Consider the following 16,324-nt stretch of genomic DNA (forward strand, 5'->3'; position numbering starts at 1 on the left):
CTGCGCGACGAGGGTGTCAAGCGTGTCCGCTTCGACCACATGGACACGATCACCCGCGAGGAACTGGCGTGGCTCTACAACGCCGCCCGCGCCGCGTTCCGATTCGTCAGAGGCCGGATCGGGACGTACAGCAGTGTCGTCGTCTCCGTGCCGGGCCTTGGCCGCAAGCTGTACGCCCGCCTGGTCTTCACCGCGGGCCCGACCGTATGGGTGCGCTTCGAATCCACCGCCCTGCCGCCGGCGACGGAGGCCGGGGCCGGCGTCGACGGGCTCAAGGCCGAGCTGATGGCGGCGTTCGGGCTCAAGGGCTTCGAGGAAGTCGAGGCCAGCCGCTGGACGTTACGCGAACTCCTGGAACTGAAGAAGGCGTTCGCGAAGATCCCGGAGCCCGACCGCAGGGCCCTGGTGGACTGCCTGATCGTGCGCCGCGCGAAGGCGGCCACCCTCGACAAGGACGCCGAGCGGGAAATGGCCTCCTACAACCCGGTCCTGCACTGCCTGACCCTCCTCGACAGCGCGTTCGCCGAGGACCGCGGCTTCGTCGGGATCGGGACCGGCCTCTGCCCGTACAGCCACTGGACCATCCTTCCGCTGGTTCGCGGACGGCGACCACCGGGTCGCCTTCCCGCTCGTGCCCGTCCCGTCGCCGGCCGGCGGCATGACCGACGCCCAGTTCACGGCCGTGCGGGACCTGCGCGCGTTGCTCGGCAACCTGCAGGCGACCCTGGAGCTCGTCGTACGCGGGGGCAGGTCTCCCGACACGCGCACGGTGACCGAGATGCGGACCATGTACGCCGTGCTCGACAAGGCGCTGACCGTGCTCGCGGCGGACCTCAAGGGCACGCGCAAGGTGCGGATCGAGCGTCTTGTCATCGATCACGTGCACGGGGTGCTGAGCACGTCGGTGCAGGGTCCGCTGGTTTCGCTCGGCGGACCGCCCGACATCGACGCCTGCAAGGCCATGCACCAGGTCTGCACGACCGTGGACGCCACCCTCGTGGACCTGGCCCGGCTGACGGGCGTCGGGGCCGTCGCCGCGCTCTTCACGTCGGCCTCCCCGGCCTACGCGGCAGCCCGCGCCTTCGAATCGTGGACGTACCTGCGTGACCGCCTGCTCCTCAGCAAGGCCGCAACCCCATCGCCCGTGGTGCTCACACCGTCGGCGAGTCTCACGGTTGACCGGCGACCGCGGTGAGCAGCTCGTCGAAGGTGATCAGGCCCGCGTCGTACCAGGCGCGCGGAGTGCCGTTGGGCCCGATCGACTGGGGGTTCAACGCGGCTTCGAGTGCGATGGTCGGCCCGAAGGCGAGCGCGTCGGGCTGGGTCGGCCAGGCGTGCGGGGTCACCAGGACCGCGCCGTACACCGGCAGCGCGTCCGGGTCGGCGAAGACGCGCAGGCGCGTATAGGTCGCCACGCTCGTCGCCGTCGCGCCGGAGCCGACGATGATGTCCCAGTAGGGCTGCGGCGTGATCGGCGCGCCGAGGGCCAGTGTGTACTGGCCGGCCTGCGCGAAGGCGTCGACAAGTGACTGCGGGGCTTTCGCCTGCTGCAGAGCCGGTTGCTGACTCATCGGCAGGTAGAAGAGCACGGTGCCGCCCGCCGCGTCGTAGACGGCCAACTGCCCCTGCAGCGGCCGTACACGGTAGCCGCGCGGCATGCCGGGCGTGGGATCCGCGGAGTTGTCGAGCAGCCACTGCTGGACCTGGGTGACCGTGGGCCCGCTCCCGAGCGGGCGCTTGGCCGCGTTGAACAGCGGCGCGAGCTGCGGCAGTCCGGTGTTCGTGAGGTTCGCGCGAGCGGACAGCGGAAGGCGGAACAGCGGCACGCCCCGCTGCGTGCTGACCGCGGCGTCGACCAGCAGCGTGGTGAGCAGCGACGCGCTGGTGAAATCGGTCCCGTGCAGGAGCGCGCCCTCCATCGAGACCGCGCGCTTGGATGAGCCGGGGCCGCACACGCACCCGCGCAACAGCGATCCGACCAGCACCGTGTCGCTGAGGTCCGTTCCCGCCACGCGCGCCTGAGTGAGGTCGGTGCCGGCCAGGTAGGCGCCGTTCAGCGCGGTGTCCTCGAGGTCGGCGTGCGCGAGGGTTGCCGGTTTGGCGTGCCAGAGCACACCGCGCAGATCGGCTCCGGCGAGGCTCGCGCCGGCCGCGGTGGTCTGCAGACACACCGCGCCGCGGAGCACGGCGGGGCGCAGGTTCGGGTCGGCGTTGAACACGTCGATCGCCGGCGTCTGGTTGAGGAGGAGGTCGTACAGCCCGCGCGGGTCGGTGATCTGCCAGCGTTGCCCGGGGGCCACGACGCGCACCGGATCTTCCGGTGAGATCCGCACGCCGCTGTTCGCGAACGCGGTGACGAGGGCGGGCTGGGCGTACGGTTTCGTGTCCAAGTCCGTTGCCATCGCCGCCGGCACGGTGAACAGCCACGCTTTCGCGCCCATGCGCACGCGCGTGAGGTCGGCGTGCGACAGGTCGGCGCGCGCGAACGAGGCGGCCTGCGCGACGGTGCCACGCAGGGACGCGAAGGTCAGCGTGGCGCCGTCGGCGATCGCACCTGTGAGGTCCGCGCCGTCGAGCACCGCGTTGTCCAGTCGGCAGCCGCTCAGGAGCGCGCCCTGCGCCGACGCCCCCGGCAGCGACAACGTCCGCAGGTCCGCGCCGCGGAAGTCGCCGCCGGAGAGGGTGGCACCGGCGCAGTCGAGCGCCGGAGGCGGCCCGCCGAGCACGGCACCGCGCGCGTGACAGTTCGTCAGCACAATCCCCTTGGCCGACTTGGGTGTTCCCCAGGCCGCGCCGGTCATGTCGGCATCGACGAAGTGCGCCGAGTCGAGCACCGCGCCGTCGAGCTTCAGCGATCCGAGCGTCGCGCCGTCGAAGCTCGCCTGGTCGAGGGTGCACGACGCCAGTTTCGCGCCGTCGAGTTGCGCGCGGTCCAACGACGCCCTGTGCAGGTTGACGGTGTCGAGCACCGCGCCGCGCAGGTCGACGTCGGCGAGGTCCGCCTCCGGGCAGGACCTGGTCGCGGCGATGGCGGCGAGCGACGGGGTGACGGTCGTCGGCGCGAACGTGTCGTACGCGCCTGCTCCGTCGTTGATCGTCAGCAGTGGCGCGTCGCTGCCGACCGTGTACGACACGACGGCCGGGCCGCCGGAGGCGGCGACGGTCCAGGTCTTGCCCGGGGGAGAGCCGCCGAGTGTCAACGACGCGGCCCGCGCCGGGTCTTGCGTGGTGGTGAGCCAGCCAAGTCTCTCGTCGAGCGCCACCCACATCAGGTTCGCGAGCTGAAGCGCGATCGATCCGTCCGCACGCTGGTACAGGATGCATCTCTCGGTCGGCGTGGCCGCGGTGGCGGCCATGCCCGGGTACCAGAGCGGCTCCTTCCCCGGGCGTTTGATCGCGTACGCCGTCAGGTATCTCGCCGGCGCGCCGCCGGTCGATCCGAAGACGGTCTTTCCCGCGAAGATCCCGACCGCCCCGCTGGGGACGCCGTTCATGGCTTTGTGAAGGCCGCGTTGGCCAGGATCGAGACGAAGCCTTCCTGGATGCTGAGTTGGGCCTGGTCGAAGAGGAAGTGGAAGCCGCTCATGATCGGCAGCGGGGTGCCGGTGTGGCCGATCGCGGCGAGTTCCTTGTCGTACGCGATCTCGCCGATCGTGGGCCAGAGCTTGTCGCCGAAGTCGCTGCCGTCGAAGTCCGGCACGGTCGAGGACACGAACGTCGCGTCGTAGACGGCGTGGAGGAAGTCGAACATCAGGGTCTGGGCGTCCGATCCGGCGGCCTGCGTCTTGCCCAGGCCGAGGTTCTGCAGGATGTCGGTGCGGGTCAGGTCGAACACGATGTTCGGCTGCTCCGGCTCACCGTCGAGGATCGTCAGCGTGAACCGCATGCTCTGTGCCAGAGCCATGCCGGGGGCGTACGCGGCCTGGGTGATCGTCGGCCAGTACTGCTGGTTGATCCCGGCGTCCTGGAGGTCGCCGTCCAACGCGCCCTCGGTCACGTAGCCGTTCCCCGCCAGCCCGCCCAGCAGCGTGTAGACGTTCGCGGGGAGTTTGGCCTGCAGGGTCTGCATGGCCGCTGTGTTGAGCACCCAGACCTTCTGGAACGAGACCGTCGGCGGCGCCTTGGGCGCGATGTCGGCCCGCATCGCGAACGCGGAGTAGCGCTTCAGCGACTTGATCCAGTTGGCGTAGGTCTTGCAGTGCAGGGCGTCCGGGTCCGGGAGGTCGGTCGCGTTGATGGTCAACGTCAGGCGACCGGCCTGGTAGAACGCCCAGTACAGCGCGTTGAGCTCGTAGTTCGAGACGTACGTCTGGAGATGGTGGCTGTCGGTGGGCGGAGGCGGCACGGGAAGCCCGGTCGGCGGCGTGCCGGGGTACGGGGTGCCCTTGTAGCTCACGGAGCCGGTGATCCCGATGGCGATGCCGGCGTCTCCGGGGAAGCTCATCCCGGAGTCGCCGACCCCGAAGTCGTACGTGATGTCGTCCGTCAGATGACCGCTCCCGGCGATGGACTTGATCAGCGGCGGGAAGACGTCCGCGATCGGTTTGGAGAAGTCGATCGCCGAGACCGACGCCGCGGTCGCGTCGCTGACATGCGAGCTGAAGCAGGATCCCACCTGGGTCTGGATCACGCTTTGACCGGGGACGTTGGGCTGTACGCCCGCAGTGCTCGTCGTCGGTGTGCCGGCCAGCACGACGTCGTAGGTCTTGCTCGTCGCGTTGTACTGAAAGCCCAGCGTCACCACGGTGGTCAGGCTGCCGAACACCGGTCCGTAGGGGTAGTCGTCGGATCCGTTGATCCAGTTGCAGACGGGGCCGATGTCGCCGGCGACGCACGAGTAGTCGCTGTAGGACTCGTGCCACTTGTAGTGCGCGGTGAACGCCTGCGCCTGCAGCGTCAGGTCGAACTTCCCGCCTGATTTCTGGACGACCGTCCCGCTCTTGGGGGCGAACCCCGACAGTGACCCGTTCGACAGCACGATCGCGACGTTGCTGTAGCTGTCCGAGTAACCGAAGCCCCCCACGGTGAAAGGCGGGATCGGTATTGTCCGGTCCGGCGGCGTTATCCGGGCGAGTTCGTCGGTCATCTGCTGGGCGACGAGCTGCTGGGTGAAGTACGTGATGCCCGCGGGCCCGATGGCAAGGGATAGCGCTTGCATGATTCTCCTCGTGACCAACGCGTGGTCGCTGGTCCTGTCCGATGGCGCGTGACAGCGCCTGGATGTCAACGTCTCCCGATCACGCCGGAATGGCGTAGACCTGCAGGCCGTCACCGCTGCGGTAGATGTGATAGACGGCCGCGCCGTCCTTGACCGTCCAGGCGCCGTCGGCGTCCACCACCTCGATCAGCGCCTGGTTCGAGAGCCGCACGCCCTGCGAGGCGAAGTCGCGGATGACGGCGGCGATGTTCCGCTGGTTGAAGTCCGGTTGCGTGGACAGCGACAGCGTGAACAGCGGCGGTGTGGGGGTCCAGTGCGCGACGCCCGGTTGGGGGCCGGGCCCGTGCATGGTCTCGTAGGTGAGCGCGTAGAGGTTGCGCCAGATGTCGATCGCGATCCGCCCCGCCACCACGTTCTGCGGGGACGGCGTGACACTGGGGTCCGGCGTCCGGACCACGAACGTGCCGTCGGGCGCGTAGATGTCGAGGATGTAGTGCTCGGGCTTGGACCCGTCGTCGCGGTAGCTCAGGACGTACACGTATCCCTGCGCCTCGACGGCCATGTCCAGGTACGTGATCGTCCCGACGCGCGCCGGCTGCAGCGGGAAGTAGGTCAGACACGCGCGCACCTCGGTCTTCCCCGGGGTGCCGCTGGACGCGGTGAGCCGCCAGGCGTCGAGGGCCGTCTGGTCCACGATCAGCCACTGCTCTCCGGTCTTCTCGGTGGTGATCTGCACCTTCGTCAGCCGCCGGTTGATGACGAGCGTTCCGTCCGTGGCGGAGATGCCCCAGGCGAACCCGCGCGGGTCGGTGATCGTCCACGCCGAGCCGGCGTCCACGACCTTGATCTGCGCGCTGGACGTCGGGTCGGTCATGTTGTCCGGGTCGTAGGCGAGGTCCACGCCCTGTTCGGAGAGCGCCTGGATCAGCGGGTCGTTGGCCGGCTTGAAGGCGCCCGTGTCGAGCTGGGCCGAGAACGAGCGGTCGAGCGAACCGCTGGTCGTCAGACCCGCTGCCGCCCACGCGGCCTGGATGACCTCGGGGACCGAGCCGCTGGTCAGTTCGTCGGCGATCGCGGCGGTGTCGAGCATGAGCAGGGACGGTCGCGGTGTGAACGAGGGAACGCCGTTGCCCTTCGTGTCGAACGCCTGGACGCGGCGGTTGACCGTCTCCAGCACCAGGATCCGCCCGTCGGGGGCCGTTGCCAGCGCCCGCGGACCTTGCAGCAGCCCCTGCCGCAGCCCTTCACCGGAAACCATCAGCGCGGTGGGCGCCTGGCCGTCGGGCGACGGTGCACTCGGCAGGCTCAGCAGCATCAGCTTCTGGGTCTGCCACGAGCACGCCACCACGGTGCTGCTGGAGTGGATCGCCGCGGCGTCGACGTTCTCCATCGGCAGCGAGCCCCAGCTCATCAGTCCGGGGTCCTCGAGCCCGAAGGTCGTGCGCTGGTCGTTGAGCGTGACCTTGCGCAGGTTCATGTTGCCGCCGCGCGGATCGACGACGAAGTTCGTCTGGTCGATCACGTTGCTGTTGGTTACGGGTGTGTAGGCGATGGCCGGACGGTCGGTCAGGCCGATGCCAGAGCGTTTGAGCTGCGACCCCGGCTGCGCGAGCACCGACAGGTTCTGGACCGCGTACAACTGCGCGTCGGACACGGGAGCGCTCGGGTTGTCGGGGGACAGGCCCTGGCCCGAGGCCCGCCACGCGTACCCGATCTGGAACGCGCTGTTGTTGATGCTCATCCCGACGAGTTCGCACAGCGTCCCGCCGCTGCCGCAGGCCAGCGAGGTGACCGGTGTCGCCGGCGGCAGGCCGCCCGCCACCCACGTGAACGCGTGTCCGTCCGTGACGACCCGTTCCTTGAACACGTACTGCGTGTCCGCCGCGAGCGGCACCAGGTTCTCCGTGATCTTCTGGTCGCCCAGTGGCAGCGTGGTGCCGGACGTCGGCGTCGCGGTACGCCAGTCGCTCTGCCACGACCCGGCGAGCCAGCCGTTCTTGCTGTAGACGCCCGTGAAGATCCGGAAATCGCCGCCCGCGGGAACGTCGGAGAACTTCAGCGGGATCGGCGCGTTGCTGGTCGTGGTGGGCAGGTCGTCCTGCAGCCGAATGCTCGTCCCGTCCCGGTACTCCAGGGTGGCGACGTACTTCGTCGCGACGGCCGGCCACACCGCGGTCTCGGGGCGCCCGGCCTCGCCGTGCGCCGGGTCGGGGTGGAGCGTGAGGGTCACGTCGATGGCACGCTTTGCGGTGACGGTGATGCACGCCGGCGACGACAGCACCTGGCCGGTCGTGACCATCATCTCCTCGAAGTTCAGACCCGCTGCGGCGAGCTTGAGCACCCAGCCCACCGGGCCGAACGCCGACGAGATCGCACCGCTGCCGACCTTGGTGAGCAGCCACTGGCCGAGCTTTTCGAGCCCCTTCTGCACCACCAGGGTGAGCACGGCGTCGGCGCAGGCGGTCAGGATCTTCTTGGTGTTCGTCAGCGCCGACGCGGTCGCCACGCCGCCGCCCACCACGCCGAACCCGACGGCGAGGGTCGAGGCGAGCAGATCGGGGTCGTTGACGATCTTGTTGAACAGCTTGCTGTCGGTGAACGCCGTGCCGGCGATCAGCAGGACGGTCGGAACGCCGTACTGCCACAGACCGGTGAGCAGCGCGCCGCGCCAACTGACGTCCGGGTCCCAGTCGGTGGTGCCGAGACTGCCGAAGTACAGCTGCACGCCGCTCGCCTTACCCAGCGGCAGCCGCAAGGGAGTGGGGTCCGTCCAGGTCGGAATCCCCATGATCGTGTTGGTCGCGGAGATCGAGTACAGGAGTTGTTTGTCCCCGATGGGGCGTTCCTTGTCGTCGATCAGCTGGTAGCCGGTGTAGAGCGTGCGCAGGTACTGGTTCGAGGCGTCGATCGAGAAGGTGCCCTTGTCGTCGACGACGATCGAGCGCGGGTCCACCCCGACGCCGTGGTGGTCGGTGCGTTCGGTGACCGTCCACTTGTACGACACGTCGCCCAGTGCCGTGGTGGCAAAGGCGCGGGGGTCCGGCGCGGGTTGGTCGATGACGCTCGTGCCCGGGGTCGGCGCCCAGGTCTTGCCGGAGAGCCGCATGTCGTCGAGCGCCGTCTTGCGCGCGCCGCCCGTGCACGGCTGCGCGGCCGCGTCGACGTTGGGGTCCAGCGTGTAGGTGTACAGCGGCTGGCCGGTCGTGAAGCCGCCCTGGGCGTCCGTGAGGTCGTACCCGGCCGACATCGGGGCCCCGGTCTTGTCGGTGCAGCGCACCACCGGTGACCACGACGGCGACGCCGCGATCGCCTGGGACAGCACCTGCATCGCGTTGTACTGGTCCGGATCGACCTCCGGGTCGGGCAGGATGTGGTCGTTCAGGATGATCGTCGCGGTGTAGCCCTGGATGTTGGCCAGTTCGGGATGGTGGCTGACGAGCGCGCCCGCGGTGTCCAGCGTTGTCACGAGATTCTGGGCGGCGACGAGGGTGCCGATGGCCTCCTCGGGGTCGTCGGGCAGCGCGGTCATGCCGAGCGAGGCGAGCTTGGCCGAGTGCAGGCGCGGGCGGTCGACGAGCGAGGCACGGTGGAACGCGCGCAGCCGCTCGACGGGTTGCTTGGCGAGTTGCAGCTGCTTGGCGTAGAAGGCGCGCAGGTGTCCCTCGGGAAGGTGGACGGCCATCAGCTTGACCTCGGCCAGGTGCACACCCGGGGGCGCCGGCTCGATCACCCGGACGAATCGTACGGCCGGAGTGGCGAACTCCTCGTCGGGCACGTCCGCGTAGTGCGTGAACGCCTCGCGCGCCGAGTCCGGCAGCGCGGCCAGCGCGGGGTTGGCGGACACGGCGTTCGACCGGGTGGCGTCGTCGTGACCGCGGAGCTCGAAGGAGGCGGCGCCCAGCACCTCCACCTCCAGACCGTCGGTCGTGTCGAGGTGCCGCAGGTCGAAGTGGAACAGCGTCATGGGGGGTCTCCTCGGCTCGTCGCCGACACGACCTGCACGGAGCCAGGCACAAACAGGTGCCTGGAGGCCCACTGACGTCGTTCCTGAGGCGCCGCGGACACGGCCGGTAGCGGTGTCGGGCAGTTGGGTTCCGCAAGGGAGGTCTCAACCACGGCGCCGCGAGAACGTGGACAAGCTCCTCATGGGCACTCTGGGCGATCCCTACAACCTCTCCTCCATAGTCCGAACAGGTGAGATCGGTTCGCCAATCGGATTACTCCATCTGGGGGTGCCCGATTTCATCCGCGCAGGTCGGGCGGCGTGTCGGATATCCGTGGCCGGCGCGGCCGGATCGGCCGGGACGCCGCCAGCGCGCGGCGAGCGGGCGCCGCCGCTTTCGACCACCAGGGGTAGCCGCTCGTCCTTGCGTCGGAAGAACCGACGGTGTCACCATTGGTTCAAAATTATGGCCCGTGCGATTGTCGGAGGTCCGGAGTGCGGACAAACAGAGGAGTCCGAGGCGGCATGCCGGCTGCCTGGGCGGCGGCCGTAGGTGTCGCGGCCGGGGCGGCTTGGCTGTGGCGGCATCAGGCCGAGGTTGCGACGTCGCGGCCGTTCAACGAGTGGACGTTCACGCACACGGCAGCCCTGCTGCCGACCGAGACCGTGCCGCGCGCGGTGCGGCCGCGGCTGCTGCCCCATGAGCCGCGCGGCCTCGAGGAGTTCACGTACGACTACGCCGGCGCGCGGCGCACGCTCGCTGACCTGCACAAGCGCACGTTCACCACCGGGTTCGCGGTCGTGCACCGCGGAGCGCTGGTGCACGAGTGCTATCCGGGGCGATTCGCCTCGCCGCAGGCCCGCTTCCAGCTGTTCTCCGTGACCAAGTCGGTCACCTCGATGCTGGTCGGCATCGCGCTCGAGGAGGGCGCCATCGCGTCGGTGGACGAGACGGCGGTCTCCTACCGCCCGGAGCTGGCGGGCACCGCGTACGACGGTCCGACGATCGAGCACCTGCTCCACATGAGCAGCGGCGCGGGCTTTGTGGAGGACTACACCGACCCGGACGGGGCGATCGCGCGCTTCGAGCGCGCGGTCATGGGCGGCGGGTCGATCCTGGACGTGCTGCGTGCGGTGCCGACCGTGGCCAAGCCGGGGACGGTGTTCAACTACTCGACCATGGACAGCCAAGTGCTGGGCTGGGTGTTGGAATCGGCGACGGGGATGTCGCTGGCCCGGTACGCGGCGGAGCGGCTGTGGGGCCCGATCGGGGCCGAGCGTGACGCGTACTACTTCCTCACCCGCGGGCGTCCGCGCACGGCGCTGGGCGGCGGTTCGTTCAACGCGGCGATCCGGGACATCGCGCGGTTGGGCCTGCTGATGGCGCGCGGCGGAGCGGTGGACGGGCGGCAGATCGTGCCCGAGGCGTGGGTCGAGCGCGGTCGCGGGGCGGGCCTGGCGCATCTGGAGGCCGGGGCACTCGGGCCGGAGGTCCCGGAGTGGTACGGGTACGCCAACCAGTGGTGGACGCTGGGCGGCGAGCACCGGGCCTTCACCGGGCTGGGCATCCACGGGCAGTTCCTCTGGGTCGACCCGGAGGCGGACGTGGTGGTGGTCAAGACCAGTGCGTGGTCCACGGCGGAGGACCTCGAGCGGGAGGCCGAGACGGTGGCGGCGCTGACCGCGCTCGTCTCCCACCTGGACGCGGGCCGCTGAGCGGCTCACCGGCGGCCCCGGGTTCCGCTGTGACGGTCGATAGGATGGCCGCCATGACGGAATCCGGGGCCGCAGCCGCGCCGAAGGCGAAGGCCCGACGCGGCCGTCCGCCGTCCACGTCGCTGAACCGGCAGCTGATCCTGGACACCGCGCTCGCCCTCGTCGAGCGCGAGGGGCCCGACGCGCTGACGCTGCGTCGTCTGGGCACGGACCTGGGGGCCAACCACACAGCGGTGCTGCGGCACTTCGCGGGCAAGGACGAGATCCTGCTCGGGCTTGCCGAGCGGCTGATCCAAGAGGCCATGGAAGGCTTCGTGCCGTCCGACGACTGGCGGCAGACTTTGGAGTCGCTGGCGCGCCGGGTGCGGGCGGCCTGCCTGGCCCATCCGCACGTCGCGGTGCTCGTGGGCACCCGCGTCTCGAGCCGGGCGGCGGAGTTCCGCGGCGCGGACGTGGTCGTCGGCGCTCTGCGCCGGGCCGGTTTCGCGGACCGCGACGCCGCCCGCTACTACCGGTCGCTGGTGGACACGGCCATGGCGTTGGCGTCGTACGAGGCCGCCGTCGCCGCGCTCGACAGTGCCTCCCGGGAAAGCGACCGGATGGCCTGGCGCCGGGAGTACCTGGCCGTGTCGCCGACCCGGTATCCGGACCTTGCGGCGGTGGCCCCGTATCTGGCCGAGGCCGACGAGGACGACCAGTTCGAGACGACGCTCGGCCTGATCCTCGACGCCGTCGAGCTTCGCGCACGCGCCGCGCGCCGGTGAATACCTGACCGACCAAGCGGTCTTCGGGAAGTGTGCCCCACGTCCCGGAGGCCGCTCAGCGTGCGACGGCCGGCGCCGGCTCGCCGACGCCGGGTTGCGGCTCGACCATCTGCCCGCCCGCGGCCCCGACGTGACGGGCGGTGCGCAGCAACGGGACGGCGGCGACGCCGGTCGCGGCCGCCAGCGTCAGGCCCAGCACGGTCGGGCCCGTCGCCTCCAGAACCCCGCCGACCGCGGCCGGACCGATTCCGGTGCCGATCGCCAGCGCCCCGGCGGCCGCGGCGGCCCAGCGCCCGCTGGGGTCGGCGGCGGTGACGACGCCGAGGGTCTGCACCAGAAGTCCGACGTAGCACACCTGCCAGACGACCGTCGCCGCCGCGTAGACCGGTGCGTGCGGGCAGGCCGCGACCAGCAGCTTGGCCAGTGCCTCCGCGACCAGCACGACCAGCATGGTGGGCACCCGCCCGACGCGGCGGGCGGCCACCGCGGTCGCGGTCACGCCGACGAGTGCGGCGAGGCCGGCCACGGCCAGCACCGCGGAGACCGCGGCCGAGGAGAGCCCGGCGTGCCGCTCGCCCAGGACCCCCGCGTACGACCAGGCGCCCTGGTCGGTCACAGCCAGCAGGGTCACCGCCGCGAGGAACCACCAGGGCGGCGCGTCGGCCGGGAGGTGCTCCGGGTGCGGCTCAGCGCCCTCCGGCAACCCGCGCACCAGCCACCACGCCGGCGCGCAGCACGCGGCGACCACCGCGAAGCCGGCCGCCCCGCCCCACAACGCGTTCGCCTGCGGCACCGCTATCAACAACGCGGCGAGTACGACGGTGCTCCCGAACACGGCCACCGCCGAAGCCCGTTCGCTGTCCCGCGTGGCTGCGATCGCCGCGGCGGCAGCGGCGAACGCCGCCCCCAGCCCCGCACCCGCGACCACGTTGGCCGCGACCAGGACGGCGACGTCGGGCGCCATGGCGGCCGCGCCGAGACCGGCTGCCGCCGCGACCAATCCCCACCGCGCCATGCGGACCCGACCCGGCCGCATCGCCCGGCGGGACAGCAGGAGCGCCGCGACGGCCGTGGCCAGGAGCTGTGCCGCGGCGACCGCCCCGCAGGCGCTGTCGGACAGGTGGAACCGCCGGCCGAACCCGTCGAGCAGCACCGGCATCACGGTGCCTCCGACGTTCCCCATGGCGCTGCCGGTGATCAGCGCGGTACCCACCGCCGCCGTCAGCACGGTTCCCGCGCCGGTTGTGCCGCGACTCATCTGGTCCTCCGGGGAGCTGCGGAAAGATTTACGAACCATAGCTGTCACCACTGGTTCTGAATAGAGACGACCAGAGACCGCGCGGGGGTTGGTTCCGCGGTGGCCGGTCCGTGTCAGGCAGCCGGCTCGCGCCACACGTCGGGAGGCACGACGCCGACCGACCGGCCCTCCCGGTCCAGGAGCCGCCCGAGGAGCTTGTCGTGACGCATGGACACCGTGCGGTTCGCGACGACCACGTCCGGGTGGACGTCGCCCAGGCGCCCCTCGAACGCGAGGATGTCGCCGACCGTGTGCAGGCTGGCCTGGACCAGCAGGTTGTGGTCGCCCGTCACGGCCGCGCAGTTGCGCACCTGCGGGAGCCTGACCAGCGCGTGGCCGATGGCGGACAGATGTTTGACGGGCGCCGAGGCCCGGAACGTGACGGCGACCGGCCACCCGCCGAGCGGGCGGGCGAAGTCGCACCGGAAGCGGAACAGGCCGAGCCGGACCAACTGGTCGACACGGCGTCGGACGGTCGGCGCGGTCGTGCCCAAGCCGTCGGCCAACGCCTGGTAGGAGGCGCGCCCGTCCACGGACAGCAGCCCGAGCAGCGCACGGTCCCGGTCGGTGATCTCGTGCGAGCCGGCGGCCTGGTCGTCGCCCCCTGAACCGGATGGTGCGGCCAGGCGGGAACGCTGCCCTGCGTCCAACGCGTCGATCCGCCACCGGCCGCCCTCGGTGAACATGTGACTGACGATGCTCGAACGCACCGCGGCGACGTCCGGTACGGCCGACAGGACGTCGAGCGTGTAGCGGGACATGGCCGCCACGTCGCCGGTGGCCACCGTGACGAGGAGACGGTGGGTGTCCGCGGGCCGCTCGATGGTCACCGCCTGGGGGTGTCGCCCCAGCACGGCGGCCACCCCGGCGGCGGAGCCGGCCGTGCAGTCGATCTCCACGTACGCCACGCAGAGCTGGTCGAACAGCCTGGGGCCGGGCGAGGCGCCGACCCAGACCTCGCCCCGGTCGGCGAGGCGGCCGTAGCGGCGGGCGACCGTGACCGGGTCCACGTCCAGGACGCGGGCCAGGTCCGTCCACGAGGCGCGGGGCCGCACCTGCAACGCGTGGACGAGAGCGAGGTCCGCTTCGCTCAGCATGCCGACCACGGCCTTCCGATCTGATGCTTGGTTTCCTGCGTCTGGAGACGGAAGGCTACCGGGAACCTGCAATCAGCCCCGGATCCATCCGTGCTGTCCGACGTTGGTCACCCTCGACCGGCACCTCCGCCGGACGGGAACGACGAACCGTGACCACGAATCGGGTGTCCGCATGGCGTACGGCGACTACCAGAACGAGATCTACCTCAACGGCCTGGGCGGCGTGGTGCCCGAATTCCCCATGGACTTCGCGGAACTGGAGGCCAGGGCGCAGGCCGCGCTGCCGCCCTCGGTCTGGTCCTACGTCGCGGGCGGCGCGGGCGACGAGCACACGCAGCGGGCCAACACGGCAGCCTTTCGGGACTGGGGACTGATCCCGCGCATGCTCGTCGGCGCCTCGCAGCGCGACCTGACCGTCGAGTTGTTCGGCGCGACCTGGCCGGCCCCGGTCTTCCTCGCCCCGATCGGTGTGATCGGCCTGTGCGCGCAGGACGGGCACGGCGACCTGGCCGCCGCCCGCGCCGCCGCGCGTACCGGCGTCCCGATGGTCGCCTCGACCCTGTCCGTGGACCCCCTGGAGACCGTCGCGGCGGAACTCGGCGACACTCCGGGCTTCTTCCAGCTGTACACACCCACCGACAGATCCCTCGCCGAAAGCCTCGTGCAGCGCGCCGAACGCGCGGGCTACCAGGGCATCGTCGTCACCCTCGACACCTGGGTCACCGGCTGGCGCCCGCGCGACCTCGCCACCGCGAACTTCCCCCAACTGCGCGGCCACTGCCTGAGCAACTACTTCACCGACCCGGTCTTCCGGGCCGGCCTCGACCGCGCACCCGAGGACGACCCCGGGGCCGCGATCCTCCACTGGACGCAGGTCTTCGGCAATCCGCTCACCTGGACCGACCTTGACTGGCTCCGCTCGCTCACCGACCTGCCGCTGATCCTCAAGGGCATCTGCCACCCTGAGGACGCCCGCCGCGCCCGCGACGCCGGTGTGGACGCCCTCTACTGCTCCAACCACGGCGGCCGCCAGGCCAACGGCGGCCTCCCGGCCCTCGACGCCCTGCCCGGCGTGGTCCAGGCGGCCGGGGGACTGCCCGTCCTCTTCGACTCGGGCGTCCGCAGCGGCGCCGACGCCGTCAAGGCCCTCGCCCTGGGCGCCACCGCCGTCGGCATCGGCCGCCCCTACGCCTACGGATGCGCCCTCGGCGGAACCGACGGCATCGTCCACGTCCTGCGCGCGATCCTGGCCGAGCTCGACCTGATCATGGCCGTCGACGGATACCCCACCCTCGCCGACCTGGTGCCCGAGGCGCTCCAGTACGTCTCGTCGCCCAGGCGCAACTGATCCACGCTGCCTGTGCTGGTCGAAAACCCGGCTACCGGGGGGAAGGGATGGCCGGCCCGGCGGACGCGGCTGCCGCCACCGCGAGGCGACCAGGCCGGTGCCACCGCGTCAGCGTGCCCGGGGTGACGATCCGATGCGCGCGTGGGGCCTTCGGCGGCACCTGGGTCAGCGCGGAGCGTTTCGCGACCTGCAGGACATCGAAAGGGGCGTCGTCGCCTCACTCACCCTCGGCATGGACCCCTCCATGACGAACACCGTCCTGGCCCGCCGGTAGACCGGTCGACTCGGTCCTCACGCCGCCGGTCGGCCGGTGACCGACCGGCGGCACCGGGTGCCTCAGAGCGCCGCCGGGATCCTCGGCGTTGCCGGGACGGGCTCGCGGGACGGAGGTGGGGCTACTTGGAGCGGGCGGCGTTGGCGGCCGGTCGGGCGAAGGCGCCTCCCCGGCGCAGCACCGCGTACCCCACGCCGATGCCGACGGCCACGGGCCACTCCAGCACGCCGACGACGCCGAGAGCACCCAGCCCCAGGTAGAGCGGCAGGCCGCCCTTGGCAGGGAGGACGCGTTGGGCGACCGCGATGGGCAGGGCGACCGCCTGCGCCGCGACTTCCGCCGCGTGCTCGACCGGGGTGGTGTCGGCGTCCCGGTCGGGCCGTGGTTTCGACGTCGACGACGGCGTTCCCGCCGTGGTCCGTTTCTGCGGCTTCGCCCGGTCCGCGGTTGCCGGACCGGGCGAGGCCTGTCGGTGTGCCGCGGTCGACCGCTTCCCCGACTTCTTTCCTGCGGCTGCCTTGCCGCCTGATGCCGGGCCGGTCGCCGTTTTCGTGGCCCGCTTCGCGGGTTTCCCGGCTGCCGCTTTGCTGCCTGACGCTCCCCGTTGAGCAGCGGGCTTGGCGGGCGTCTTCTTGCGCGACGCCTTCGGCCGGGCAACGGCCGACTTCTTGGGCGCCTTGGCGGCGGCCCGGCTGCGGGTGCCTTCGGTCTCGGTCGTCACTCTTCG

The 16,324-nt window shown here is 71.2% G+C and carries 10 protein-coding genes; 4 read left to right on the forward strand and 6 right to left on the reverse strand.

Annotated features, from left to right (window positions below):
* The first annotated feature begins 631 nt into the window (after window positions 1-631).
* Window positions 632-1,195 (forward strand): hypothetical protein, encoded by a 564-nt coding sequence (locus QI554_RS02360; protein ID WP_281465244.1) that lies wholly within the window; start codon window positions 632-634, stop codon window positions 1,193-1,195.
* Here the strand turns inward: QI554_RS02360 and QI554_RS02365 are convergent.
* The 3 genes from QI554_RS02365 to QI554_RS02375 all read right to left on the reverse strand — a co-directional run bounded on the left by QI554_RS02365 (window position 1,170) and on the right by QI554_RS02375 (window position 9,122).
* Window positions 1,170-3,494, reverse strand: coding sequence for a pentapeptide repeat-containing protein (locus tag QI554_RS02365; protein ID WP_281465246.1), 2,325 nt, complete (start codon window positions 3,492-3,494; stop codon window positions 1,170-1,172). The genes QI554_RS02360 and QI554_RS02365 overlap by 26 nt on opposite strands.
* A complete protein-coding gene (locus tag QI554_RS02370; protein WP_281465247.1) occupies window positions 3,491-5,158 on the reverse strand; it encodes a hypothetical protein in 1,668 nt (555 codons plus the stop codon). Before QI554_RS02370 ends, QI554_RS02365 begins: the two co-directional genes overlap by 4 nt.
* A 79-nt stretch (window positions 5,159-5,237) precedes the next feature.
* Window positions 5,238-9,122 carry an NHL repeat-containing protein gene (locus QI554_RS02375; protein WP_281465248.1) on the reverse strand — a complete coding sequence of 1,295 codons (3,885 nt, stop codon included), beginning with the start codon at window positions 9,120-9,122 and terminating at the stop codon, window positions 5,238-5,240.
* Between the two features lie 504 nt (window positions 9,123-9,626).
* Between QI554_RS02375 and QI554_RS02380 the strand changes: the two genes are divergently transcribed.
* Together QI554_RS02380 and QI554_RS02385 are read left to right on the forward strand one after the other, a co-directional pair.
* A complete protein-coding gene (locus tag QI554_RS02380; protein ID WP_281465250.1) occupies window positions 9,627-10,817 on the forward strand; it encodes a serine hydrolase domain-containing protein in 1,191 nt (396 codons plus the stop codon).
* A 53-nt stretch (window positions 10,818-10,870) separates the two neighbouring features.
* Complete coding sequence (locus QI554_RS02385; protein WP_281465252.1) at window positions 10,871-11,581, forward strand: TetR/AcrR family transcriptional regulator C-terminal domain-containing protein; 711 nt, start codon at window positions 10,871-10,873, stop codon at window positions 11,579-11,581.
* A 55-nt stretch (window positions 11,582-11,636) separates the two neighbouring features.
* Here the strand turns inward: QI554_RS02385 and QI554_RS02390 are convergent, their stop codons facing one another.
* Entirely contained in the window at window positions 11,637-12,839 is a 1,203-nt protein-coding gene (locus QI554_RS02390; RefSeq protein ID WP_281465254.1) for an MFS transporter, read from the reverse strand.
* A 113-nt stretch (window positions 12,840-12,952) separates the two neighbouring features.
* Window positions 12,953-13,975, reverse strand: coding sequence for an Lrp/AsnC family transcriptional regulator (locus QI554_RS02395; protein WP_281465255.1), 1,023 nt, complete (start codon window positions 13,973-13,975; stop codon window positions 12,953-12,955).
* 172 nt (window positions 13,976-14,147) lie between these two features.
* Between QI554_RS02395 and QI554_RS02400 the strand changes: the two genes are divergently transcribed.
* Window positions 14,148-15,323 (forward strand): lactate 2-monooxygenase, encoded by a 1,176-nt coding sequence (locus QI554_RS02400; protein ID WP_281465256.1) that lies wholly within the window; start codon window positions 14,148-14,150, stop codon window positions 15,321-15,323.
* Between the two features lie 395 nt (window positions 15,324-15,718).
* Here QI554_RS02400 and QI554_RS02405 read toward each other — a convergent pair whose 3' ends face one another.
* The gene (locus QI554_RS02405) at window positions 15,719-16,318 is read right to left on the reverse strand and encodes a hypothetical protein (protein WP_281465257.1); all 600 of its coding nucleotides are present in this window, start codon (window positions 16,316-16,318) and stop codon (window positions 15,719-15,721) included.
* Between the last annotated feature and the right edge of the window lie 6 nt (window positions 16,319-16,324).

It is taken from the genome of Yinghuangia seranimata (assembly GCF_029953285.1).
GTDB classification, from domain to species: Bacteria; Actinomycetota; Actinomycetes; order Streptomycetales; family Streptomycetaceae; genus Yinghuangia; species Yinghuangia seranimata.

Bases quoted from the DNA above. Each gene is read 5' to 3' on its own strand.
- QI554_RS02365 (WP_281465246.1), bottom strand. From the start codon at position 3,494: ATGAACGGCGTCCCCAGCGGGGCGGTCGGGATCTTCGCGGGAAAGACC.
- QI554_RS02370 (WP_281465247.1), bottom strand. From the start codon at position 5,158: ATGCAAGCGCTATCCCTTGCCATCGGGCCCGCGGGCATCACGTACTTC.
- QI554_RS02375 (WP_281465248.1), bottom strand. From the start codon at position 9,122: ATGACGCTGTTCCACTTCGACCTGCGGCACCTCGACACGACCGACGGT.
- QI554_RS02380 (WP_281465250.1), top strand. From the start codon at position 9,627: ATGCCGGCTGCCTGGGCGGCGGCCGTAGGTGTCGCGGCCGGGGCGGCT.
- QI554_RS02385 (WP_281465252.1), top strand. From the start codon at position 10,871: ATGACGGAATCCGGGGCCGCAGCCGCGCCGAAGGCGAAGGCCCGACGC.
- QI554_RS02390 (WP_281465254.1), bottom strand. From the start codon at position 12,839: ATGAGTCGCGGCACAACCGGCGCGGGAACCGTGCTGACGGCGGCGGTG.
- QI554_RS02395 (WP_281465255.1), bottom strand. From the start codon at position 13,975: ATGCTGAGCGAAGCGGACCTCGCTCTCGTCCACGCGTTGCAGGTGCGG.
- QI554_RS02400 (WP_281465256.1), top strand. From the start codon at position 14,148: ATGGCGTACGGCGACTACCAGAACGAGATCTACCTCAACGGCCTGGGC.